The following is a 23,420-nucleotide window of genomic DNA, read 5'->3' as shown; positions in this document are numbered from 1 at the left end:
AATCCACCAATTTATTCGCGCGCCAAAATAAAAGGACCGACCTCATGCATATCGAGCCCTTCGGCGTTGAAATCTGGATGAACGCGTATGAAACGCGTTGTCGCCTGAACCTGGCCGAAACCTGCGTCGCCGCCATGACGTTGGAGGAATTGCTGACGTTGACCGGGCGCAACGATGCCCCGCTGGCCGACCTGATGCAGGTGCCGCTCAGCTACGGCGCCATCGAGGGGTCGGAGCGTCTGCGCCGGGCGATTGCCGCGCTCTATGCCGATCGCGACCCGGAGTCGGTGATTGTCTGTCACGGGACCATCGGGGCAAACGACCTGGCCTGGCGCGCCTTGGTGGGCGCGGGCGATCACGTGGTCAGCCTGGTGCCGACCTATCAGCAACACGTGTCCATCCCCGAAAGCCTGGGGGCCCGCGTCGACCGGCTGACCCTGCGGCCCGAGGACGGCTATCTGCCCGATCTTGACGCCTTGCGCGCGCTATTGCGCGATGACACCCGCGTGCTGGCCTTTACCAATCCAAACAACCCGACCGGCAGCCTCATGCCACACGACATGCAGGAAGCGATCATATCGATGGCCGACGAAGTGGGTGCGACCGTGTTGGCCGATGAGGTCTATCGCGGCACGGCGCAGCTGGGCGATGGGCACAGCCCGTCGGTCGCCGACCTGTCACCGCGCGCGGTGGCCACCGCGGGCATGTCCAAGGCGTTTTCGCTGGCGGGCCTGCGCCTGGGCTGGATCACCGCCCCGCCCGACGTGTTGGAGGCGGTGTCTCACCACCGCGACTATTCGACGATATCGGTCGGGATGCTGGACGACCACTTTGCAACACTGGCGCTGGAACACGCTGACCGCGTTCTGACACGCAGCCGCGACATCACGCGCCGGAACCTTGCGATACTGGCCGACTGGGTCGCGGCGGAGCCCGGGATCACCTGGGTCGCGCCCAAGGCCGGGACCACGGCCCTGCTGTCCTATGATCTGGAAATCGGGTCAGAGACGCTGTGCCGCGACCTTCTGGCCGACACCGGCGTGCTGCTGACACCTGGGGCGGTCATGGGGGCCGAAGGGACGTTGCGCATAGGCTTTGCCAACCGGACCGAAGACCTGATCGAAGGGTTGCCCCTTATCTCGGACTTTCTGGCGACGAAACGCGGATGATCGAGGAAGTGGCGCACCCATCAGGATTCGAACCTGAGACCTCTGCCTTCGGAGCGGGTCTAATGGGCTTTCCTAAACGCACGATAGAGCCCGCTAGAGCACTATAATCATTGAAAAATTATAGACACGGCCAAGCGCCGCGCCGAAAACTCTATCCGAGTATACGCCTTGGTTTCCGGCCGCGTGGTTGCGTGGTGCTTGCGTGAATCCGGACGCAAAAACGAGGGTCTTGAGCATGCCGAAGCTCACGAAGCGATTTGTCGAAGCGGTCAAGCCGGGACCCAAAGGTACGGCGGTCTGGGATGACGAGGTGACCGGCTTCGGACTCCGCGTCTACCCCTCCGGCAAGCGCAGCTACATCGTCCAGTACCGCGCGCGGGGACGATGCCGCCGCTATACGATCGGCCGGCACGGAATCTGGACGCCCGAGATGGCGCGGCGGGAGGCGAAGGCCCTGCTCGGGAACGTCGCCCGAGGCAACGATCCGGCCGAGGAACGCGAGGAGGACCGGAGGGCGCTGACGGTCAAGCAGCTCTGCGAGCAGTACATCGAGGATATGGAGGCCGGCCTGATCATGGGCAAAGGTGGCCGCCCCAAGAGAGCCTCAACGATCGAGATCGATGTGGGCCGCATCCGTCGGCACATCATCCCCCTGCTCGGCACCCGCCGCGTCCGCGACATCACCAAGCCGGACATGAACAACCTCATGAAGGACATCATTGCGGGCAAGACCCGCGTCGTGATGAAAACCGAGAAGCTGCGCGGCAAGGCTATCGTCCGCGGGGGGCGCGGAACGGCCATTCGGACGATGGGACTTCTTGGCGGGATATTCTCCTACGCGGTGGAAGCCGGTGTGATCGACCACAACCCGACCCACGGCTTGCGCAAGCCGAAGTACCAGGTGCGGGATCGTCGGCTGAGCGAGGCGGAATACCGGATCCTGGGCGGCCTTCTGCGACAGGCGCAGAAGAGCGACCACTATCGCCTACATGCCGAGATCCTCTGGATCCTCGCCGCAACCGGCTGCCGACGCGGCGAGATCATCAATCTCAGATGGAGCGAGGTCGACATCGAAGGGAGTTGCCTGCGCCTGATCGACAGCAAGGAAGGCGCATCTGTGCGTCCGATCGGGCTTCCGGTGATCGAGTACCTGGAAAGCAAGCGATCAATGCGAACGGGCACCTACGTCTTTCCCGGGCAGGGCATCGACAATGCCGTGGGCAACTTCCCTCAAAGCTGGAAGAAGCTCCTGACCGACACGCCGCTTTGGGATGTGACCCCGCATGTCCTGCGACACAGCTTTGCCAGCATCGCCAATGACCTCGGCTTCACCGAGATCACGATCGCTGCCCTGATCGGCCACGCAAAAGGTTCCGTCACAAGCCGTTACGTGCACACGCTCGATTCGACGCTGATCATGGCGGCGGATACGGTCGCAGGGTATCTGAAAGCCTTGCTGGAAGGTGTCGAGTTCAGACGAAACACCTACACGCTTGATCGAGAGTCACGACGGTCCGCGATCGAGTACATGCTGATCGAGTCGAGGCCGGCGCCAAAGCCAAGGCTGCTAGAGTATCGTGACTCGGGTCGTTGATACTGCGCAAAGGAAACCGAACACAGCGCAACCCCCGTTGGTTGCGGGGGCTTGCAACTCACGATTTCTGCGCTTGGTCGAGAGCGTGGTCCCGCGGCTTGTGGCGTAGAAGCGGCCGCCACGTCGTGTAATGGGGCCAACCGTGCTGTTTCAAGCTTGGCGACGACAAAACGAGAAGTCGAGACATCCTGTGCACACGATCCGTACATGCAACCTGCTCAACCGCTTTAAATCGCGGCCGCTTCGGCCCAATCCTCCAAGGTTTCCTCGACGATCAGCAGCTTCTCCGGAGCCTTCCAGCGGCGCCGACGGCCGCCATCAGTGATGATCTCATAGTCAGACATAAGCACGTGCTTGGGCATATGCCTAAACCTCCATGGTTATGCCTGATTGTCCGGTGTAGACGGGGGCCTTTTCACCTCAGAAAGACGAATAAAAGATCCCGACGATCAGCCAAAATCAGACCAGTTCGTGGGCCGGCGCGGTCACCTCATCTACCCACGCCATCAGTGCTTCGGGTTCGGGCGGCAGCTGGATTGCCAGCCCTTCCGCGAAGGTCTCGAAAGCCGGTCGGTTGAGCGCATTGAGACCAACCAGAACGGGAACGTCCATCGCGATCGCCTCGGCGATCACGTTGCGGAACCCTCGTCCCTCGGCCTCGTGTTTGCCGAACTTGTTGACGATCAGGAGGTCCGCCCCGGATGAGAGATCGGCCGCGACCAACCCGACCGCCGTTTCCAGCGCGGTTGGGTCGAGGCGACACCCCCGCGCCTGCGGGCCGAGGTCCTGACTGATGCGCAGAATGGCACCATCGGGCAACACTCGCACGTCCATGTCGCAGGGGCCGGCATCACAGCGCTCGCTGTTGATCTGGACAGTGCCGCAACATCTGAGACCGCGAGCCGCGAGGTCGGTTGCCAGCCGTTCAAGAACCAGGTCGGTATCGCCGCGGCCCGGCGCCATCGTGTAGGCAAGTTTCATATCTGGACTCCTCAGGATTGGCAGAACGGCTGGAATTCGACCAGCACACCGGCTGGCAGACATTCGGCATCGGCGGGCAGAAGCATCAGCCCGTCTGCTCGTGAGAGCAGCCCGACACGGGCCGAATGTGTGGCATCCTCGAAACAGACGATTTCGCGACCATGGGCATCGAAACCGGCCAGCGTGGCAGGTCGGAGTTCGCAGCGCCCGGGCTTGCGGCGGATTGGGCTTGCGGTCACGACATGGCGCCGGGTTGGGATGTGTCCCTCGCCGCTCAGGGCACGGATCAGCGCCAGTCCGAAGACCTGCCATGTGACGAAGGCCGATACCGGGTTGCCAGGCAATCCAAGCCAGTGCGCCTTGCCGATGCGCCCGACCGACACCGGCTTGCCGGGTTTGATCGCGACGCCGCTGAACAGAGTTTCGCCGCCCAATGCCATGACGGCCGGCTTCACATGGTCTTCCTCGCCCACCGAGATACCGCCCGTGGTGATGACCAGATCGGCCTGCGACGCCATGTCGCCCAATTGACGGACAAGACCTGCAAGACTGTCAGCACCATGGGCAGAGGCCACGATTTCAACGCCCGCACAGGCAAGGCTTGCCGTCAGCATCGGCGTGTTGACGTCCCAGATCTGGGCGGCCTCGCGGGCGCTTCCGGCGCGCCGAACCTCGTCACCGGTGACCAGCAGTGCCACGCGCATCCTGCGCCGAACGCGCAGGATGCCCGCGCCGGCGGCAGCGCAGGCGGCGATCTCCCTCGGGCCGAGCCTCTGCCCCTTGTCGAGGACGGTTGCGCCGCTGGCCATGTCACTGCCCGCACGGCGAATGTTCAAACCCGGTTCAGGTCGGCGCGACAGATGAATGACGTCCCCGTCACGCTGTACATCCTCCTGCATCACGACAGCGTCCGCGCCACTTGGGATTGGCGCGCCCGTGAAGATCCGGGCCGCCACGGCTCCGGCAACCGGTGTCGTCACCGCCTGTCCGGCAGGCACGCGCGCAACGACCGGCAGCACCCAGGGTCCGGGGCCAGTCAGGGCCGATGTCGCGATCGCATAGCCATCCATCGCCGCATTATCGAAAGCCGGTGCCATGGATCGGGACCGGACCGGCTGGGCGAGAATGCGGCCAAAGGCGCGGTCGAGCGACACGGCCTCGGTCCGACCGACCGGTGCAGTGTGCGCCGCAATCCGGGTAAGCGCCTCGTCGATGCTGATCAGCGCGTGAAGCATGTCCTGACTGTCACAGCCGCAGCCCGGTGACGCGATGGCTTGATGGATGGTCATTGTGCTGCCTCCTGTGTGGATTGGGCAGCCTGGAAGTGCCCGGGCCCAATGCTGCAATCGAGATCTCGCAGGCGCCCGTCCTTGAGCCCGTAGATCAGGCCGTGCACGCGGACATCGGCTCCGCGACGCCATGCCCTCTGAAGGATCGGCGTTTCGCAGACACGCCGAACCCCTTCGACGACGTTCAGTTCGGCCAGTCGGTCACGTTGTCTTTCGAGATCGGGTTCGCGCCCCAGATCGACCGCGTAAGCGCGAGCCAGACGCCGAATCGGCTCGAGCCAGTGATCGGCCAGACCATGGGGCAGATCCTCGGTCGCGGCCTTGACCCCGCCGCAGCCATAGTGGCCGCAAACGATGATCTCGCGCACATGCAACGCATCGACCGCGAACTCCAGCGCCGAGAGCAGGTTCATGTCCGAGGAATGAACGATGTTGGCGACGTTGCGATGGACGAAGACCTCGCCCGGATCGAGCCCCGCGACCACGTTGGCCGGAACCCGACTGTCCGAACAGCCGATCCAGAAGAACTCGGGCGCCTGAAGCGCGGCAAGGCGGGTGAAATAGTCGGGTTCCTCGGCGTGACGTTGTTGCGACCAAGCCACGTTGCGCGCCAGAAGATCATTCAGCATCGGTCGTCTCCGGGGAATCTGGCAGCCCGCGCCGCGTTCGCATGTGTTTCGACAGGGTCTGCAGATCGGCCCGAGTCAGCCGGGCGCGGGCAATCGGCAGGAGGATCGCGTTTTCGGCAACGAGGTGGCGGCGCACGTGCCCCGCAAACCTGGACAACACGGCGCGCTCCTTGGCGGTCAGATCGGCCCCCCTGTCGAGGCAACCAGCCAGCATCGCACGCACGTCAGGCAACAGACGCATCGCCTCATCCTGATCAGCCCTAATCCGGTCGATCGCACCCTCGATCGCATCCTCCTCCGTGCAGCGCCGGGCAAGAAGCGGGAACAGATCTTCCATCTCGTCGCGCAGGTGGACGTTCAATTCCTCGTTCAGAAAGCGCAGCACCGTTGTCGCTGCCTGGCGATCGAGAGCGTCCGCCGATGCCAGCCTGTCGATCACTGCGCAAATCTGACGTTCGCGCAGGTGGTCTTCACTGATGAAATCCAGAGGATTTGCAAGCAGGCTCGGGCTTGTCGGTTTATCACCGCTCCCACGCAGCAATGGCTCTGACGGTTGCATGACACGTCCTTTCGCGTGGTTCAGATCGGCGCAAGGCTTGCGCCGGTGATCTGTGCGCCTTGGGCCAGAGATTCGACGAAGTCCCGTGATGCCCGCGCCCAGGCCGCCTTTTCCAGCGCCTGCGCGATTCTGGGGCGGACGGTCTCATAGGGCAGAACCTGACCTGGTGCTGTGGCGTTCAGGCGGATGATGTGCCAGCCGTGCCGAGAGAGAACGGGTGTGGGGCTGATGCCGCCCTCGGCCAGGGTGCGCAACGCCGCTTCGAACTCGGGCACGGTGTCGCCCGGGCCAAGCTGGCCCAGATGCCCAGCCGAAGCCTTGGAGCCGCAGTCGCTTTCACGGGCAGCGGCGGCGAACCCTTTGGCGTCGCCATCAAGCCGCGCCAGCAGGGCAAGGGCCCGCGCCTCGGCCATGGCGCGTTCGGCGTCGTCGCGCGGATCGCAGGCACACAGGATATGCGAGACATCCCAGAGCGGCGCGGATCGGTAACGGTCGGGGTCCTTTTGCCATTCCGCACGGACCGCGTCCTCGGCAATCGGCTCGATTTCCAGCGCTTCATCCAGAAGGGCACGGATCAGGGCTTCGTCTTCGGTCTCGAAGCGGCTTGGCGCCAGTTCCAGCGGGTCGGGCGTCAACCCCCGGCGCTTCGCCTCTTGCAACAGCAGTGCGCGGATGGCCAGCGCCTGCGCCGCCTTGCGCCAGGCGATGCCCGGCTTGTCCTTCGGGCCAGTGTGGTTCTGGGCCTCGGCGGCGATTGCCGCCGAGGGGATGGTCTCATTGTTCACGACGACATCGGGAAACAGGGCCACGTTCATCTGGCTCACTCCGCTGGCGTCGTGGAGGTGGGACCGCGCTTGGCTTGCACCTTGTCATAGGCGCGGCGGCGGTCTTCGAGCGGGCGATGCCGACGCGAGCGCACGATCTGGTAGCCGGGCCGCGTCAGCAGGTAGCGGAACGGAGCGGCAAAGCCCGACCAGATGTGCACCAGCCGCGTGAAGGGAAACAGCGCCGTGATGATCAGGCCGAGGAAGATGTGCAGCTTGTAGAGCCAGTGCACGTCAACCACCGTGACCCAGGCGTTGATGTTCCAGCTGACCACGCTCTGCGACCAGGTCATGAAGCGGACCATTTCCGACCCGTCCATGTGCTGAAGCGTCTGGGTGATCGTCAGAAGGCCGATGGCCAGCTGCAGCCAGATCAGCACCATGATGAGGATGTCCGGCGTAGTGGAGGTGACGCGAATGCGTGGGTCGCTCAGGCGGCGATGGATCAGCATGGTCGATCCGATGAGGGCCGCGATGCCCGCCGGGCCGCCGATGATGACCGCCATCCACTGCTTGAGCGCATAGGGAATGCCGATCGCATCCAGAACCCAGACCGGCGTAAACAGGCCGACGAGGTGACCAAAGAACACGGTCAGGATACCGACGTGAAACAGGATCGAGCCCCAGATCAGCTGCTTGCGGCGCAAAAGCTGGCTCGAGGAACTTTTCCAGGTGAAGGGGTCCCGTTCATAGCGCACGATCGACCCCACGAGGAAGATCGTCAGCGCGACATAGGGCATGACCCCGAAGATGACGAAGTTGATGTCGAAGTCGCCAAACATATCATGCGCTCCTGTTCAGGGGTTTCGGTGCGGGTTTGTCCATCGCCGCGAGCATGTCGCGGACTTGCGGACAACCGGCGTTTGGATCGGGGCCGAATGTTACCTCGGTTTCCTCCCAGACGGCATCAAGCGCCGCGAGGTCGGTCGGGTCATCATCCGGCTGGGCCAGCATGTCGGCCACCGCTTCGGCGTCGGCCTGCGTGTCGGCGAGCTGGGAAAGAGCGGCGAACGCGGCGGCATATCCGCTGTCGCGCCGGACAAGCCGGACCGCGAGAGCATCAAGGATATGCGCCGCGTCCGCCAGAGTTTCCTGCACTTCTGCGAAGGGACGCGTCGACAGGAATTCCAGCAGCACCGGCAGGTGGTCCGGCAGTTCCGAGGTGGCGGGCTCGAACCCGCCCTCCCGGTAGGTCTCGATCAGGCTTACCATCGCGCCGCCCCGGTCACGGCTTTCGCCATGAACATGCTCGAAGAGATTGAGCGACAGCGTCCGCGACCGGTCAAAGAGCATCACATAGCTTTCCTGCAGGTCGTAGAGGTCGGCCTTTGCGAAGCCATCGGCCAACCTGCGCAGCGCAGCCCGTGTGTCGGCGGCGATGCGGGGATCGGCTGCGATGACGCCCCCGATTTCGGGCATGGCCTCCTGAAGCTCCCGCGAGGGATAGCTCAGGATCAGCGACAGGGCCTTGAGTGTGCGGTCCATCATCAGAAGGTCTCCTGCGGAAGGGCGAATTTCTTTTTCTTGCCGCCGAACAAGGTGGTCTTGCCGGCCTCGCCGGTGGAACAGCCGTTGCCATCGGTAAAGCCGCAGCCGCCGCGGATGTCGGCGCCATGCTCGTTTTGCTCGCGGTGCGCCGTGGGGATCGCGAAGCGGTCCTCGTAATCGGCGATGGCCATGATCTTGTACATGTCCTCGATCACCCGGCCCGACATACCGACACGGGCGGCGATCGCCTCGTCCCGCACGCCATCCACGCTGAGCGCCCGCATATAGAGCCGCATCGCGGACATGCGTTCGAGGGCGTGCACGATGGGCTCCTCGTCCCCCGCCGTCAGCATGTTGGCGAGGTATTTGACGGGGATGCGCAGAGACCGCACGTCGGGCATCTGGTCGCTCATCGCGATCTGTCCGGCCTGAGCGGCGTTCTGGATCGGGCTGAGCGGCGGGATGTACCAGACCATCGGCAGCGTCCGGTATTCGGGGTGCAGCGGGAAGGCGACCTTCCAGTCCATCGCCATCTTCCAGACCGGGCTGACCTTTGCGGCCTCGATCCAGTCCTCGGGCACACCGTCGCGGCGGGCGGCGGCGATCACCTCGGGGTCGTTCGGATCGAGAAACACATCCAGTTGCGCGCCGTAGAGATCGGTCTCGCGTTCGGCGCTGGCCGCCGCCTCGATCTTGTCGGCGTCATAAAGGATCACGCCCAGATAGCGGATACGGCCGACGCAGGTTTCCGAGCAAACCGTCGGCTGGCCGGACTCAATCCGCGGATAGCAGAAGGTGCATTTCTCGGATTTGCCGGTATCCCAGTTGTAATAGACCTTCTTGTAGGGGCAGCCCGAGATGCACATCCGCCAGCCGCGACATTTCTCCTGGTCGATCAGGACGATGCCGTCCTCCTCGCGCTTGTAGATGGCACCCGAGGGGCAGGAGGCCGAGCAGGTAGGGTTGAGGCAATGCTCGCAGAGCCGCGGCAGGTACATCATGAAGGTATTTTCGTACTCTCCATAGATCTCCTTCTGCACGTTCTCGAAGTTGTAGTCGGCCGACCGCTTCGAAAACTCACCGCCGAGGATTTCCTCCCAGTTCGGACCCTTCTCGATCTTCTCCATCCGCTCGCCGGTGATCTTCGATCGGGGGCGTGCGGTGGGAAAGGCGTTCATGTCGGGCGCCGATTTCAGGTGGTCGTAGTCGAAATCGAACGGCTCATAGTAGTCGTCGATCTCGGGCATCGACGGGTTGGCGAAGATGTTCGCCAGGATCCGCCACTTCGATCCCTGCTTGGGATGCAGCTTGCCGCTGGCCGAGCGTGCCCAGCCGCCGTTCCATCGCTTCTGGTTTTCCCAGTCGGTCGGATAGCCGGTGCCGGGCTTGGTCTCGACGTTGTTGAACCACGCGTACTCAACGCCTTCGCGCGTCGTCCACACATTCTTGCAGGTAACCGAGCAGGTGTGACACCCGATGCATTTGTCGAGGTTCAGGACCTTGCCGATTTGCGCACGAACTCTCATTCCGCTGCCTCCACGTTCTGGGTTGCGGACCGGCTTGTGGGTTTGTCGAGCCAGTCGATCTTCTTCATTTTCCGCACGATCACGAACTCGTCGCGGTTGCTGCCCACGGTGCCGTAGTAGTTGAAGCCGTAGGACAGCTGCGCATAGCCGCCGATCATGTGCGTGGGTTTCAGCGTTGCGCGGGTCACCGAGTTGTGGATGCCGCCGCGATTGCCGGTCTTTTCCGAGCCGGGGGTGTTCACGATCTTTTCCTGAGCGTGATACATGAACAGCGTGCCCTGCTTGATCCGCTGGGACACCACCACCCGCGCGGTCAGCGCGCCGTTGGTGTTGTAGGCCTCGACCCAGTCGTTATCGACCAGCCCGGCCTTCTGCGCGTCCACTTCGGACATCCAGACCACCGGTCCGCCCCTGTTCAGCGTCAGCATCAGCAGGTTGTCGGTATAGGTGGAATGGATGCCCCATTTCTGGTGCGGCGTGATGAAGTTCAGCACCACATGCGGGCTGCCCTCGGCCGCGTCGTTGTTGACGGCCGCGGTGATGGTCTTGAGGTCGACCGGCGGACGGTAGCTGACGAAACCCTCGCCGAAGGCGCGCATCCATTCATGATCCTGATAAAGCTGCTGGCGGCCCGTCAGGGTGCGCCACGGGATCAACTCGTGGACGTTGGTGTATCCCGCGTTGTAGCAGACCTCCTCGCTCTCGATCCCCGACCAGGTGGGCGACGAGATAATCTTGCGCGGTTGCGCCGCGATATCGCGGAAGCGGATCTTGGTATGGTGCGCGCCCTCGGCCAGGTGGGCATGGTGGCGACCGGTGGGTTTTTCCAACTCCTCCCACGCCTTCACGGCCACTTCGCCGTTGGTCTCGGGCGCCAGCATCAGGATCATCTCGGCCGCGTCGATAGCCGTTTCGAGTTTCGCGTGCCCCTTCGAGACACCCTCGTCCTGCACCACGCCATTGAGGTCGCGCAGATGGCCGACCTCGACCTTGGTGTCCCATGTGATCCCCTTGCCGCCGTTTCCGAGTTTCTCCAGCAGCGGACCGACCGAGGTGAACTTCTTGTAGAGGTTGGGATAATCCCGCTCGACCGCGATATAGTTCGGCGCGGTCTTGCCCGGGATCAGGTCACATTCGCCCTTCTTCCAGTCCTTCACATGGGCCTGCGCCAGTTCGCCGGGGGTGTCGTGCAGCAGCGGAAGCTGGACGATATCGGTTTCGACACCCAGAACCTCGGGTGCCACTTCCGAGAACTTGCGGGCGATCGACTTGAAGATCTCCCAGTCCGACTTCGACTCGTAGGCCGGGTCCACCGCCGCCTGAAGCGGGTGGATGAACGGGTGCATGTCTGAGGTGTTAAGGTCGTCCTTTTCGTACCAGCTGGCGGTCGGCAGGACGATGTCGGAATAGACCGCCGTCGTGGACATGCGGAAGTCGATGCAGACCAGCAGGTCGAGCTTGCCCTTCGGCGCCTCGTCATGCCAGACGGCCTCCTTCGGCATCACGCCGCCTTCCTCGCCCAGGTCCTTGCCCATCACGCCGTGATCGGTACCGAGCAGGTGCTTGAGGAAATACTCGTGTCCTTTGCCCGAAGACCCGAGCAGGTTCGACCGCCAGACGAACAGGTTGCGCGGCCAGTTTTCCGGCGCGTCCGGATCCTGGCAGGACATTTCCAGATCGCCGGATTTCAGCTGTTCGGCGACGTAGTCCTTGATCTCCTTGCCCACCTTCTTGGCAGCTTTCGAGACCTCCAGCGGGTTGGTTTTCAACTGCGGGGCGGACGGCAGCCAGCCCATGCGCTCGGCCCGGATGTTGTAGTCTATCAGGGAAATGTCCCAATCGCCCTCGGGCGCCGTGGGCGACAGGATTTCGCCCGCCCGGAGGGTCTCGTAGCGCCACTGGTCGGTATGGGCATACCAGCAGGATGTCGAGTTCATGTGCCGCGGCGGACGGTTCCAGTCCAGCGCGAAGGCCAGCGGCTGCCAGCCGGTCTGCGGGCGCAGCTTTTCCTGCCCCACGTAATGCGACCAGCCGCCGCCCTCCTGGCCGATGCAGCCGCACATCACCAGCATGTTGATGATGCCGCGATAGTTCATGTCCATGTGGTACCAGTGGTTCAGACCGGCCCCGAGGATGACCATGGACTTGCCATGGGTCTTTTCGGCGTTGCCCGCGAATTCCCGCGCGACCGCGATAATCTTCTCGGCAGCCACGCCGGTGATCTTTTCGGCCCAGGCCGGGGTGTAGGGGCTGTCGTCGTTGAAGTCCTTGGACACCCAGTCACCGCCAAGGCCTCGGTCGAGACCGTAATTGGCGCAGAACAGGTCGAACACGGTGGTAACTAGAACCTCGTTGCCGTCGGCCAGTTTCACGCGGCGCGCCGGAATATTCCGGGTCAGCACTTCGGGGTGGTCGCACTTGACGAAATCGCCCGTTGCGGCGCCCCCGAAATAGGGGAAATCGACGCCCACGACCTCGTCGTGGTCGCCATCGAGAATCTGGCTCAGGCGCAGCTTGGCCTCTGCCCCTTTCGCCTGCTCTTCGAGATTCCACTTGCCCTCTTCGCCCCAGCGGAACCCGATGGACCCGTTAGGCGCCACGATCTGGCCCGACGCCTCGTCATAGGCGACGGTCTTCCAGTCTGGATTGTTCGACTCGCCCAGATTGCCGTCGAAATCGTCGGCGCGCAGCATGCGGCCCGGCACGAGGTGCCCGTCCTTTTCATCCAGCCGCACCAGCATCGGCATGTCCGTGTACTTGCGGGCGTAGTCCTCGAAATACGCGGCCTGCCGGTCGAGGTGGAATTCGCGCAGGATCACATGGCCCATGGCCATCGCCAGCGCCGCGTCGGTGCCGGCCTGCGGATTCAGCCAGATGTCGCCGAACTTGGCGGCCTCGGAATAGTCGGGGCTGACCACGGCGGACTTGGTGCCGCGATAGCGCACCTCGGTGTAGAAATGGGCGTCGGGCGTGCGGGTCTGCGGCACGTTCGAGCCCCAGAGCATCAGGAACCCGGCATTGTACCAGTCGGCCGATTCCGGCACATCTGTCTGCTCGCCCCAGGTCTGCGGCGAGGCCGGCGGCAGGTCGCAATACCAGTCGTAGAACGACATGCAGGTGCCGCCCAGAAGGGACAGATAGCGCGAGCCCGCGGCATAGCTGACCATCGACATGGCCGGGATCGGCGAGAAACCGAAGACACGGTCGGGCCCGTAGGTCTTGGCCGTGTAGGCGTTGGCAGCGGCGATGATCTCGGTCGCTTCGTCCCAGCTTGCCCGCACGAAGCCGCCCTTGCCGCGGGTCTTGTTGATCGCGTTGCGCAGGGCGGGATCGTTCTGGATCGCGGTCCAGGCGGCCACCGGCGTCATGGTCTCGCGCATCTTGCGCCAGGCGCGCATCAGGGCGCCCCGGATCAACGGATTCTTCACGCGGTTGGCGGAATAGAGATACCAGCTGTAGGACGCTCCCCGCGCGCAGCCGCGCGGTTCGTGGTTGGGCAGGCCAGCGCGCGTGCGCGGATAGTCGGTCTGCTGGGTTTCCCAGGTGACGATCCCGGACTTGACGTAGATCTTCCACGAACACGACCCGGTGCAGTTCACCCCGTGGGTCGAGCGGACGATCTTGTCGTGCCGCCAGCGGTTCCGGTAGGTGTCCTCCCAGTCGCGGTTCTCGCGGGTGGTCTGACCCCAACCGTCCGAGAATTGCTCCAGTTCCTTGCTCTGGAAGAAGTTCAGTTTGTCGAGCAGATGGCTCATTGGGCTGTCCTTTCGGGTGTCTGGGTGCGGGCGGCGAACTGCGCCGCCCGGGAATTCAATTGGATCATTCAGCGGGCTGGGCCGCGGTTCCCCGCGGTGTGCGACCACGCTCGATGTCGTGGAGAAGGCCGCCGGGGCGCGTGTAGACGGCCCAGGTGATGACGACGCAGATCACGTAGAAGATCAGGAAGGCCCAGAGCGCCCCCACGGCCGACCCGGTCATCGCGATGGATGTGCCGTAGGCTTTGGGGATGAAGAAGGCGCCGTAGGCTGCGATGGCCGAGGTGAAGGCGACGATTGCGCCGGATTCCATGGCGATCTGCCGCTTGCGTTCCTCGACGCCCAATTGCGGCATCAGGCGCGGAATTTCACGTCCCATGATGACCGGGATCATCTGGAAGGTGGAGGCATTGCCGACACCGGTCAGGAAGAACAACGCCATGAAGCAGGCGAAGAAGCCGATGAACGATCCAAGTCCGAGGAAAGTGATCACGCCGAAGGTGGCCACGATCATCAGCGCGAAGGTCCAGAAGGTCACGCGACCACCGCCGAACTTGTCCGAGATCCAGCCGGTTCCGGCGCGGCTGAGCGCACCGACCAGCGGCCCAAGGAACACGTAGTTGAGCGCGTTCACATCCGGGAAGGCCAGCCGCGTCAGCAGCGGGAAGCCGGCTGAATACCCGATGAAGCTGCCGAAGGTGCCGGTGTAGAGAATGCACATCAACCAGTTCTGCTTGCGTCCGAAGATCACCGCTTGATCGGCGAAGCTCGCACGCGCATCGGCGATGTCGTTCATGCCCAGCCAGGCCGCGATGGTCGCCGCAAGGATGAAGGGCACCCAGACAAAGCCTGCGTTCTGCATCCAAAGTTGTCCGCCGTCCGACAGCGTCACCGGTTCACCGCCGATCGCTCCGAACACGCCCGCCGTGATGACGATGGGCACGAGGAACTGCATGACTGAGACGCCGAGGTTCCCAAGACCCGCGTTCAGCGCCAGCGCGTTGCCCTTTTCGGCCTTCGGGAAGAAGTAGCCGATATTGGCCATCGACGAGGCGAAGTTGCCGCCGCCGAACCCGCACAGAAGGGCCAGGACGAGGAAGATCAGGTAGGGCGTCTCGGGGTTTTGCACCGCATAGCCGATGCCCATCGCGGGCAGCAGCAGCGAGGCGGTCGACAGCGTCGTCCACAGCCGCCCGCCGAAGATCGGCACCATGAAGCTGTAGAAGATACGGAGCGTGGCGCCCGAAAGGCCGGGCAAGGCCGCCAGCCAGAAAAGCTGTCCCGGGGTGAAGTCGAACCCAATAGCGGGCAGACGGGCCACGACCACCGACCACACCATCCAGACCGAGAAGGCCAGCAGAAGCGCCGGGATTGAAATCCAGAGGTTCCGGCGTGCGACGGCGCGGCCCTTTTCGGCCCAGAATTGCGCGTCCTCGGGCCGCCAATCTTCCAGCACGCGCGGCATGGCGGTGCGTTCGGGATGGTGGATGTCCTGCATCTCGGGCAGCTGCGGCAGCTGGTCGAGCACTTCGCCATGCGCCGCACGCTCCATCGCCCGGACCGACAGGTGCATCCAGCTCAGCGCGATGGCGACCAGTCCGAAGAGCAGCGCGAAACACGATGTATAGATGCCCGTCAGGTCCAGCAGCGCACCGAAGGCAATGGGAAGGACGAAGCCGCCAAGTCCCCCAATCATGCCGACAAGCCCGCCAACCGCGCCCACATGGCCCGGGTAATAAACCGGGATGTGCTTGAAGACAGCTGCCTTGCCGAGGCTCATGAAGAAACCCAAGCCGAACAGCGTCACTATGAAGGGCCACAGACCCATCTGGGTCGAGAAGGCGATGGCACCGTCCTTGCCCTGAATGACGTAGTCCGTCGGCGGGTAGCTCAGCATGAACAGGAACAGCAGGGAAAAGCCGAAGGTCCAGTACATGACCCGGCGCGCGCCGAACTTGTCCGACAGCACGCCACCATAGGCCCGGAACAGAGATGCTGAGAGGCTGAACGAGGCCGCTGCCATGCCCGCGAAGCGAACGTCGATGCCGTAGACGTCGATCAGGTAGTGCGGCATCCACAGCGCGAGGGCTACGAAGGCGCCGAACACGAAGAAATAGTAGAGTGAGAACCGCCAGACCTGCAGGTTCTTGAGCGGTGCGAACTGTTGGGCGAGCGACGGGGCCTTGGCGCCCGTCTTGCGACGCTCAACCAGTTCGGGGTCGTCCTTGGCCAGAAGGAAGAACAGCACGCCGATGATGGCCAGCCCCGCCGCCCAGACATAGGCCACGCCATGCCAGCCGTAGGCGACCATGACGAAGGGGGCTACGAACTTGGTCACCGCTGCGCCGACATTGCCCGCGCCGAAGATACCGAGCGCCGTGCCCTGGTGGCCAGCGTCATACCACCGGCTGACATAGGCCACGCCGATGATGAACGACCCACCCGCGAGGCCGATGCCGAGCGCCGCGATCAGGTACATGATGTAGCTGTCCGCCAGTGTCAGCGCCCAGGTCGCAAGCGCGGTCAGGATCATCTGGCTGGAGAACACCAGCCGTCCGCCGTATTTCTCGGTCCAGACGCCGAGAAATAGGCGGGTGACCGATCCGGTCAGGATCGGTGTCGCGACCAGCAGGCCGAACTGGGTGTCATTCAGTCCAAGCTCGGCCTTGATGGCGACACCGATGATGGAAAAGATCGTCCAGACCGCGAAACAAGCGGTAAAGGCGATCGTGCTCAAGCTCAGGGCGCGTGTCTGATCGGCGCGTGAGGCTGTTGCAACGGTCTGCATGGCGGGTCTCCGGCAAAATAGGTCTTTCACCCCTGCGTGGGGATCAGTGCCAGACCTGACGCCACAACGACGCTCGTGACTTGATCTAGATCACAAAATTTGGAAAATACTAGCGAAATAAATGGCTTACAGAAATATGTCATCCAGTGCGCGGTGGCAGATCAAGGTTAAAGCGGCGAAGGTCAACTGGTGGGTTGACATTTATCAATTGATTTGCTGACAATTGTTAAGCGCGCAAAGTCAGGGGGGGACGAAATGCCCGATTCAGAATACCGGGATATTCGAAAACTCGATCTCTTTGCGCAGATGGCGGATGATAATTTCACGTCCTTGATGCGTGGCGCCTATGTGCAGAATTTCCCTGCGCAGATCGAATTGATCACTGAAGGAGAACCGAGCGATTTTCTTCATATCGTCATTTCGGGTTCGGTGGATCTGTTTTCGGCCTGGAATGGGCGGGATACCAGCATGGCGACTGTCCGCCCGATCTCGACCTTCATTCTTGCCGCGACCATCAAGGATGCGCCCTACCTGATGTCGGCCCGCACGCTCGAGAAAAGCAGGATCGCGCTGATCCCAAGTCAGGACGTTCGCGCGATCTTCGACGCCGACAGCAACTTTGCCCGTGCGATCGTCACGGAACTGGCGCAGTGCTATCGCTCTGTCATCAAGGCGCAGAAGGATCTGAAACTCAGAACCTCGCTCGAGCGGCTCGCGAACTACTTGCTCAGGCAACAACGGCACGCCGGCGGCCGGGCTGCGTTCGAGCTGGATTTCGAGAAGCGGCGCCTGGCCTCTGTGCTGGGCATGACCCCTGAAAATCTCAGCCGCGCCTTCAAGGGGCTGCAGCCCTATGGCGTGACCGTGACCGGCACCCGCATCTCCATCGACAATCAGGCGGACCTTGAGCGCTTTGCGAAACCAAATCCACTGATTGATGACTTTTCAACCTGAGGGACTGACAGATGACAAAATCCATGCCTGGCGCCGCCGGAGATCTCGCCGAGGAATATCCCAGTGTCTGGAAAGCCTACGCCGCCTTGGGCAAGGCGACCGCCGATTGCGGCCCGCTGACGGACCGCGAGAAGCGCCTCGTCAAACTCGCGCTGGCAATTGGCGCGGGATCCGAAGGCGCTGTCCACTCGCATACCCGCAGGGCCAAGGCGGACGGGATCGAGGCTGAGGCGATTATGCAGGTCGCGATGCTGGCCATCGGCCCGCTTGGCCTGCCTCGTGCCGTCGCCGCGAAGACCTGGATCGAAGATATCGAGGATTAGAACTCCGTTCGGCTGGGCGGACTGTCACCGGGCCTTGGGACGCAACCGCTCTTCCTTTTGCAGGTATTCGATAAGGCGATGGTTGGGGCAAAACCCCGGCGGCTTGCCACCGTCTGCGGTCTTGTCGAGCCAACGTCCGCAAATCTCGTCCGCATTGCAGGAAACGCAGGTTTCGACACTGTGTCGCGCGACGCTTTCCAAATCCTGCGCTGCGTGCAAAGCCGCCAAGCTCACTCCGCTTTTTGCAAACATGCGCCGACGCAACCGCATTCTTTTTTCGAAGGCTTCAATGGTGAGAGTATCGCTGTCCAATTTCAGCACGACGCGCCTCCAAGTTTGTCTTTGAATTAATACCATAGTCGGCATCGCTTGTCGCCTCGTTCCGCAGCGTAGCGGACAACTTCATGCAAGTGGGTCGACGCCGAAAAGCCATGGGTGGAGCCACAGCAACGCAACATAAAGGCCAATTCCAATCGCAATTCGGGTCGCGAGACGTTGCCACGAGACAGGCAGGCAGAGGAACGGCCCGTCCAACACCCGATCACGCATCCGCTGCCACTCTGGCCCCATTTCGCGGCGCTTGCGCCGGTCGAACAGGCGACCGCCGAGGAGCGCGAAGGCGGCGAAGGTTCCGAACAGGATCACATGGGCCAAGTCTCCGTTGGGCACGACATGGGCCGCCGCCCAAAGCGTCAGCGCCAGCAGCAGCGGGTGACGCGACAACCGGACGATGCCGGGCCGGGCCGGGTCGAACTGGTCGTTGCGCGAACCCCCGAAGGAAAACGGGTTGGGCCGGCCGATGGACAACGCAAGGATCAGGCAGACCGGCCCCATGACCACCAGTGGGACATGGGCCTGCCATGGCGCCCAGTCCCACAGGGCCACATGCGGTGCGCTGCCTGCCGCCCAGATCAACCAAGCCAGCACCGCGAACGACAGGGCGGAATAGGCCAGTGTGAAACCGGATGCTCCAAGCCGCGCCTGAAGCCAAGGCCGCAGTGGCGGTCGCACGGGCAAGGAATGCGACAAGAAGAACACGACATAGGCCAAGGCGAACTCGAACCATCCCATCGATGCGCGCCTCAGACCCGCTTGGCGGCGGGCAGGCGCAGCAAAAGCGCACCATAGACGACGGCAAAGCCCCCGAAGGCGACGATCCACGACAGCCCGGCCACCGTGTGCAACGGGCCGGAGAACTCGGGGAATACGCCGCCCGCGACCCGCGCAAAGACGGACAGGATCAGGGCCAGATAGATCGCGACCGTACCCGCCCCCGCACTCAGGTTCTGACCGGTATGGCCCAGCGTCGCGCGAGTCATCACAGCCAGCGTCATCAACCCGATCGCGCCTGCCATCCAGAAATGCTGCGCACCCGCCATCCCGAAGGACCCCGGAGCCAAGATTTCCGCGGCCAGTGCCAAGGCCCCCAACGGCACGAAGGCATAGGCCGCGTGCAGCACAGTCACCAGCGGTTCGACAAAGGTCCGGTGCCCGGCCCAACGGGCCAATCGCAGGGCATGCAACACGCCTGCCAGCGCAAGGGCCAGCCCGGTCAGCGTCCTGAGAGGCAGCGCAACCCACAGCAAAAGCGCCACTAGAAGAGCCGCGAGCGCCACCTTGTCGAAGGACTGCATCGGCGCCACGGGCAGGACGGCGCTGCGCCGTTTCACCAGCCAGTTGCGGGTGAAGGACGGCACTATGCGGCCGCCGATGACGGCGATCATCATGATGCCCGCCCCGAGGCCCAGCCGCAGGCCGTAACCTTGCGCGGCATACTCGCCCTGTGCCGCCTCCCAGTGGAAAAGTGCATTGCCGATGATGAAGCCCCCCAGCATCGCCAGCACGATCAGGTTACGCCAGTTCTTGCCCGCCACGATCTCCCGCGCGATCAGCAGCGCAAAAAAAACCGGAAACGCGAGATCCAACGCCGCCACCAGCGCGGGCGGCAAGCCACCCGAGACGGCGACGGCCAGACGGCCCAAGAGCCACAGGCCCGCGAGCATCCCGAGACGCCAGCCAACGATCGGCAAGCGCCCCGTCCAGTTTGGCACCGCAGTCAGTAGGAACCCCGCGACGACGGCGCCCAGATAACCGAACAGGAATTCATGCGCGTGCCATGACACGTGGTCGAAAGCGGTGGGCAACGTCAGGTGCCCCGACAGCATCGGCACCCAAAGTGCCATCGCCAGCGCTGCCCAGACCGCCGCGCCGAAGAAGAACGGGCGGAACCCGAAGGTCAGGATCGCGGGTCCGGTCCAGGCGCGCATCTGTTCGGTTGTGGTGGTCATCTGTGTGTCCTTGAGTCCGGCCTTGTTGCCGCGACGCCGTCCTCGGTCAGGATCAGGTCGAGCGGGATGTCATGGGGTTGCGGAAAGATCATCGGCAGGCGGGCGGCGTTCAGCGCGATGCCGATGGTGATGGGGCGTGGTGTCAGCGCGGCCAGCGTCCGATCGAAATAGCCCCCACCCCAGCCCAACCGATAACAGTCGTCGGTCCACCCCAGGCAGGGCGCGAGCGCGAAATCGGGCACCAGCATATCGGCATCGGGCGAGGGAACGGGCATGTTCCAGTCGCCGCGCACCAGCTTGGTCTCGGGTGTCCAGCGGCGAAACACCAGTGGCGCGGCGCGCGTCTCGACCACTGGCAAGGCGACGGTGACGCCCGCGCGGTGCAGATCGGCCAAGGCCGGGCGCAGGTCGGGTTCCCCCTTGATCGGCCAGTAGCCGGAAAAGACGCATCCGGGCGCCACCCCGCGGTCGCCCAGCACCCTCCCCAGATGCCCCGCGATCCTGCCTGAGACCTGCGCCCGCCCAGCCTGGCCCAGGCCCTCCCTCAGCCCGGCCAAAGTTGTCCGTTCCGCCCGGCGCCAGCGCGCCACATCGCGCGCCTGCCCGGGATCAACGCCAAGCGGGTCGAAATACGCGGGATCGACCTCTCCGGCCATGCAAGGCGGCGATGCATATGTCCCGCCCTTGGTCATCTTGCCGGCTCGAACCGGGGAAAGAGCACGTCGTTCTCCAGCGCGATGTGCGCGGCGAGTTCGTCAAGCAACGTCGCCGTGCCGCCATAAAGCGACCGCAACGAGCCACAAGCATGCTTCGGTGGCGTCAGGTCGCCCGTCAGCTTGCGGACCAGCGCGATGGTCTCAGCGTGATCGTCATGGTCGGCGCGCATGACCGCAATGGGGTGTTCGATGCCCGCACCGCCGCCCGCGCGCATGGCAGGGAACAGGATCGTCTCTTCCTTGGTCATATGATCGTCCATCTCGTGGGCAAGCGTGGCCAGGGCACGGGCAAGACCCTTTGGGGCGTCTGGATCATCGGCGTGAACCTGTTCGACGCGCTCGGCCAAGGGTACGAGCGAGGCGAGGTCCGCCCGGTGCATCTCGTGATAATTGGTCAGGATGTGGTCGATCAAAGCGCCGGTTTCCTGCGGCACTGCGGCGGTGGCATCGTCGTGCATGGCACGTTCCTTCTGTGGTGAATCGTCGGAACAAGATGAATTGGCATTTGATTTACCGATTAGACCACAGTAATACGCATTGTAAATACCAAATCAGGAGCGCGACCATGCGCCTCACGTCCTTCACAGATTACGGGCTACGCGTGCTGATGCGCATGGCGGGCACCCCCGATCGCGCCTTCACAGCCGCCGACCTTGCCGCCGAGTTCCGTATCTCGCGCAACCATCTGGCAAAGGTGATTTCGGCGCTTGCCGCGGCAGGTCTTCTAGAGACCCGGCGCGGCGGCGGGGGCGGCGCGATGCTGGCCCGCGCGCCCAAGGACATCCGTTTGGGCGATGTGGTGGCGGTGCTCGAGGCCGATCAGGCGCTGGTGGAGTGCTTTGCCTCCGACACCAACACTTGCACCCTGACCCCGCACTGCCGGTTGAAGGCGCGGCTGGCCCATGCCGAGGCGGCCTTCGTGGCCGATCTCAACCGCAGCACCCTTGCCGATTGCGTCTACCGCCCGGAAAGCACCTGACGCGCCACCAGCGCGATGCCGCCCCATACCGTGCTGCGCAGGGCCATGGCGAAAACGGTGCGCATCTCGAAAGCTCCACCCTGCGCCACATGCAAACCGAACGCCGCGAAGACCAACAGCGTTGCGGCGAAGATCGCGAGAGACAGAGGATAGGCCCATCGCCGCCCCTGCCACAGGCCCAGGCCCGCGACGACATAGGCAAGTCCAGCCAGTGTGTTGAACCACAAGACGAACAGGACGACCGCCCCCATCTCGAGCGCACCAAGCAGCGTGGTGCCGCCCGAAACAACCGTCAAAAGGCCGAAGGCAATCGCAACTCCACCCGTGATGCGAAGCAATTTATCTTTTTTTCTCATCGAGAACGTCCTCCTCAGCGTTCAGCAGCACCAACTGCACGTCGAACAATCGCAACCCCTCTTGCGGGAGCGAAAAGCCCCGCGCGCCGAGCGTCCAGCGGATGGCGACACCCTGCACCAGCGATGTCAGCAGGATGGCGACATCCTCCGGGCTAACGTCGCGCTTCATGTCGCCCGCGGCCTGAAGATCACGGATCACGGCAACAAGGCGGCTCTGAAACGCGCCCAGAAGCCCCCGGAACACGTCGCGCAGGGCTTGATTGTCCACCTGCAACTCGCGCGAGAACAGGATCGACGGCAGAGCGGGCGTCTCGGATATGGCTGAGAGCTGCGCACCGATGAGCGCCCTCAAGCGCGCGTGTGGCCCGGCGGCCCCGGCCTCGGCTGCGGCCCACGAGCCTTGAAGCCGGTTCGCGATATCCTCGGCCACCGCCAACCAGAGCGCGCCCTTGGTGGGAAAATGTCGGAAGATCGCCGGCTGACTGAGACCGATGGCGCGCGCGACATCCGTGGTGCTGAGCCGGTCGGGTCCGATCTCGTCGGCCAGTCGCAGCACCTCGGCCACGATCTGTGTCTTTCGCTCTTCCGCGCTCTGACGAACGGACATGCAGCCCCCTCTTGTTAGTTATAACTCACTAACATATACTACTGGCAACTGCAACCTCTATCCCGAGTCGCGCGCCCAGACCGAAAGGACCCCCGCCATGCCCGCCACAACCGCCCCGACCGGCTATTCCCGCCTGCAGATCGCGCTGCACTGGCTCGTCTTCGCGCTGATTGCGCAGCAATACCTTTTCAAGGACGCGATGTCGGCCGCTTGGGATCGCGTCACCGACGGGCTGGAGGCGGGGTTCGACCCGCTCGTGCTGGCCCATGTGGCGGGCGGCGCGCTGGTGGTGATCTTCGCGCTGTGGCGGCTGACGCTGCGCGCCCAGCGCGGCGTGCCTCCGGCGATCGAGGCCAACAAACTGCAGGGCATCCTCGCCAAGCTCACCCATGTCGGCCTATACGCGCTGATGATCCTGATGCCGCTCAGCGGCTCGGTCGCGTGGTTTGGCGGGGTCGAGACCGCGGCGCAAGGCCACAACGTTTTGAAGATTGCCCTGCTGGCGCTGATCGCGCTGCATGTCGTCGGCGCGCTCTACCACCAGTTCGTGCTGCGCGACGGCACGCTGGCGCGGATGCGCCGGGCGCAATGCTGA

General features: G+C 63.6%; 23 protein-coding genes and 1 pseudogene. 6 read left to right on the top strand and 18 right to left on the bottom strand.

What is annotated here, in order from left to right; all coding sequences use genetic code 11:
* The first annotated feature begins 44 nt into the window (after positions 1 to 44).
* Both K3551_RS12510 and K3551_RS12505 read left to right on the top strand, forming a co-directional pair.
* A complete protein-coding gene (locus tag K3551_RS12510; RefSeq protein WP_259913640.1) occupies positions 45 to 1,169 on the top strand; it encodes an aminotransferase class I/II-fold pyridoxal phosphate-dependent enzyme in 1,125 nt (374 codons plus the stop codon).
* A 235-nt stretch (positions 1,170 to 1,404) separates the two neighbouring features.
* Positions 1,405 to 2,763 (top strand): site-specific integrase, encoded by a 1,359-nt coding sequence (locus tag K3551_RS12505; protein WP_259913639.1) that lies wholly within the window; start codon positions 1,405 to 1,407, stop codon positions 2,761 to 2,763.
* A 230-nt stretch (positions 2,764 to 2,993) separates the two neighbouring features.
* Here the strand turns inward: K3551_RS12505 and K3551_RS20035 are convergent.
* From K3551_RS20035 to K3551_RS12455, 11 genes and pseudogenes are all read right to left on the bottom strand, one after another.
* Positions 2,994 to 3,125, bottom strand: a pseudogene (locus K3551_RS20035) (IS3 family transposase); the annotation flags it as partial.
* A 97-nt stretch (positions 3,126 to 3,222) separates the two neighbouring features.
* Complete coding sequence (locus tag K3551_RS12500) at positions 3,223 to 3,744, bottom strand: DUF2478 domain-containing protein (RefSeq protein ID WP_127562657.1); 522 nt, start codon at positions 3,742 to 3,744, stop codon at positions 3,223 to 3,225.
* Positions 3,745 to 3,755: 11 nt separating this feature from the next.
* Complete coding sequence (gene glp / locus K3551_RS12495; protein ID WP_259913636.1) at positions 3,756 to 5,033, bottom strand: gephyrin-like molybdotransferase Glp; 1,278 nt, start codon at positions 5,031 to 5,033, stop codon at positions 3,756 to 3,758.
* Positions 5,030 to 5,662, bottom strand: a complete 633-nt coding sequence (locus K3551_RS12490) for a carbonic anhydrase (protein WP_259913629.1) — start codon at positions 5,660 to 5,662, stop codon at positions 5,030 to 5,032. The genes glp and K3551_RS12490 overlap by 4 nt, the downstream gene beginning before the upstream one ends.
* Entirely contained in the window at positions 5,652 to 6,221 is a 570-nt protein-coding gene (locus tag K3551_RS12485; protein ID WP_127562660.1) for a hemerythrin domain-containing protein, read from the bottom strand. The genes K3551_RS12490 and K3551_RS12485 overlap by 11 nt, the downstream gene beginning before the upstream one ends.
* A 20-nt stretch (positions 6,222 to 6,241) precedes the next feature.
* Complete coding sequence (locus K3551_RS12480) at positions 6,242 to 7,036, bottom strand: peptidylprolyl isomerase (RefSeq protein WP_127562695.1); 795 nt, start codon at positions 7,034 to 7,036, stop codon at positions 6,242 to 6,244.
* 5 nt (positions 7,037 to 7,041) lie between these two features.
* Positions 7,042 to 7,827 carry a respiratory nitrate reductase subunit gamma gene (gene narI / locus K3551_RS12475; protein ID WP_127562661.1) on the bottom strand — a complete coding sequence of 262 codons (786 nt, stop codon included), beginning with the start codon at positions 7,825 to 7,827 and terminating at the stop codon, positions 7,042 to 7,044.
* A 1-nt stretch (position 7,828) separates the two neighbouring features.
* The gene (narJ, locus tag K3551_RS12470; protein ID WP_127562696.1) at positions 7,829 to 8,530 is read right to left on the bottom strand and encodes a nitrate reductase molybdenum cofactor assembly chaperone; all 702 of its coding nucleotides are present in this window, start codon (positions 8,528 to 8,530) and stop codon (positions 7,829 to 7,831) included.
* A 2-nt stretch (positions 8,531 to 8,532) separates the two neighbouring features.
* Entirely contained in the window at positions 8,533 to 10,059 is a 1,527-nt protein-coding gene (gene narH, locus K3551_RS12465; protein WP_127562662.1) for a nitrate reductase subunit beta, read from the bottom strand.
* The gene (locus K3551_RS12460) at positions 10,056 to 13,814 is read right to left on the bottom strand and encodes a nitrate reductase subunit alpha (RefSeq protein ID WP_259913622.1); all 3,759 of its coding nucleotides are present in this window, start codon (positions 13,812 to 13,814) and stop codon (positions 10,056 to 10,058) included. Before K3551_RS12460 ends, narH begins: the two co-directional genes overlap by 4 nt.
* Before the next feature lie 64 nt (positions 13,815 to 13,878).
* Complete coding sequence (locus K3551_RS12455) at positions 13,879 to 16,602, bottom strand: MFS transporter (protein WP_259913619.1); 2,724 nt, start codon at positions 16,600 to 16,602, stop codon at positions 13,879 to 13,881.
* 255 nt (positions 16,603 to 16,857) lie between these two features.
* Here K3551_RS12455 and K3551_RS12450 point away from each other — a divergent pair, with 255 nt between their 5' ends.
* Together K3551_RS12450 and K3551_RS12445 are read left to right on the top strand one after the other, a co-directional pair.
* The gene (locus K3551_RS12450; RefSeq protein WP_259913615.1) at positions 16,858 to 17,556 is read left to right on the top strand and encodes a cyclic nucleotide-binding domain-containing protein; all 699 of its coding nucleotides are present in this window, start codon (positions 16,858 to 16,860) and stop codon (positions 17,554 to 17,556) included.
* 11 nt (positions 17,557 to 17,567) lie between these two features.
* On the top strand, positions 17,568 to 17,879 hold the full coding sequence (locus tag K3551_RS12445) for a carboxymuconolactone decarboxylase family protein (RefSeq protein WP_259913605.1): 312 nt from the start codon (positions 17,568 to 17,570) through the stop codon (positions 17,877 to 17,879).
* Positions 17,880 to 17,903: 24 nt separating this feature from the next.
* Here K3551_RS12445 and K3551_RS12440 read toward each other — a convergent pair whose 3' ends face one another.
* The 5 genes from K3551_RS12440 to K3551_RS12420 all read right to left on the bottom strand — a co-directional run bounded on the left by K3551_RS12440 (position 17,904) and on the right by K3551_RS12420 (position 21,341).
* The gene (locus K3551_RS12440; RefSeq protein ID WP_259913601.1) at positions 17,904 to 18,200 is read right to left on the bottom strand and encodes a DUF6455 family protein; all 297 of its coding nucleotides are present in this window, start codon (positions 18,198 to 18,200) and stop codon (positions 17,904 to 17,906) included.
* An 81-nt stretch (positions 18,201 to 18,281) separates the two neighbouring features.
* Entirely contained in the window at positions 18,282 to 18,950 is a 669-nt protein-coding gene (locus tag K3551_RS12435; RefSeq protein WP_259913598.1) for an NnrU family protein, read from the bottom strand.
* An 11-nt stretch (positions 18,951 to 18,961) separates the two neighbouring features.
* Positions 18,962 to 20,167, bottom strand: coding sequence for an NnrS family protein (locus K3551_RS12430; RefSeq protein WP_259913596.1), 1,206 nt, complete (start codon positions 20,165 to 20,167; stop codon positions 18,962 to 18,964).
* On the bottom strand, positions 20,164 to 20,859 hold the full coding sequence (locus K3551_RS12425; RefSeq protein ID WP_259913595.1) for a 5-formyltetrahydrofolate cyclo-ligase: 696 nt from the start codon (positions 20,857 to 20,859) through the stop codon (positions 20,164 to 20,166). Before K3551_RS12425 ends, K3551_RS12430 begins: the two co-directional genes overlap by 4 nt.
* On the bottom strand, positions 20,856 to 21,341 hold the full coding sequence (locus tag K3551_RS12420) for a hemerythrin domain-containing protein (RefSeq protein WP_259913592.1): 486 nt from the start codon (positions 21,339 to 21,341) through the stop codon (positions 20,856 to 20,858). The genes K3551_RS12425 and K3551_RS12420 overlap by 4 nt, the downstream gene beginning before the upstream one ends.
* 107 nt (positions 21,342 to 21,448) lie before the next feature.
* Here K3551_RS12420 and K3551_RS12415 point away from each other — a divergent pair, with 107 nt between their 5' ends.
* Positions 21,449 to 21,862: an Rrf2 family transcriptional regulator gene (locus K3551_RS12415; protein WP_127562672.1), complete on the top strand. Its 414-nt coding sequence runs from the start codon at positions 21,449 to 21,451 to the stop codon at positions 21,860 to 21,862.
* Here the strand turns inward: K3551_RS12415 and K3551_RS12410 are convergent.
* Both K3551_RS12410 and K3551_RS12405 read right to left on the bottom strand, forming a co-directional pair.
* Positions 21,841 to 22,218: a hypothetical protein gene (locus tag K3551_RS12410; RefSeq protein WP_127562673.1), complete on the bottom strand. Its 378-nt coding sequence runs from the start codon at positions 22,216 to 22,218 to the stop codon at positions 21,841 to 21,843. The two genes, K3551_RS12415 and K3551_RS12410, sit on opposite strands and share 22 nt — an antisense overlap.
* Complete coding sequence (locus tag K3551_RS12405) at positions 22,202 to 22,825, bottom strand: TetR/AcrR family transcriptional regulator (RefSeq protein WP_259913587.1); 624 nt, start codon at positions 22,823 to 22,825, stop codon at positions 22,202 to 22,204. The genes K3551_RS12410 and K3551_RS12405 overlap by 17 nt, the downstream gene beginning before the upstream one ends.
* Positions 22,826 to 22,922: 97 nt before the next feature.
* On the opposite strand from K3551_RS12405, the gene K3551_RS12400 reads away from it, so the two are divergent.
* Positions 22,923 to 23,420, top strand: coding sequence for a cytochrome b (locus K3551_RS12400; RefSeq protein WP_164744785.1), 498 nt, complete (start codon positions 22,923 to 22,925; stop codon positions 23,418 to 23,420).

The organism is Jannaschia sp. M317, from assembly GCF_025141175.1.
Lineage (GTDB): Bacteria > Pseudomonadota > Alphaproteobacteria > Rhodobacterales > Rhodobacteraceae > Jannaschia.
Note: the sequence above shows the minus strand (reverse complement) of the source record. Positions and strands in the feature narration are given on the sequence as shown.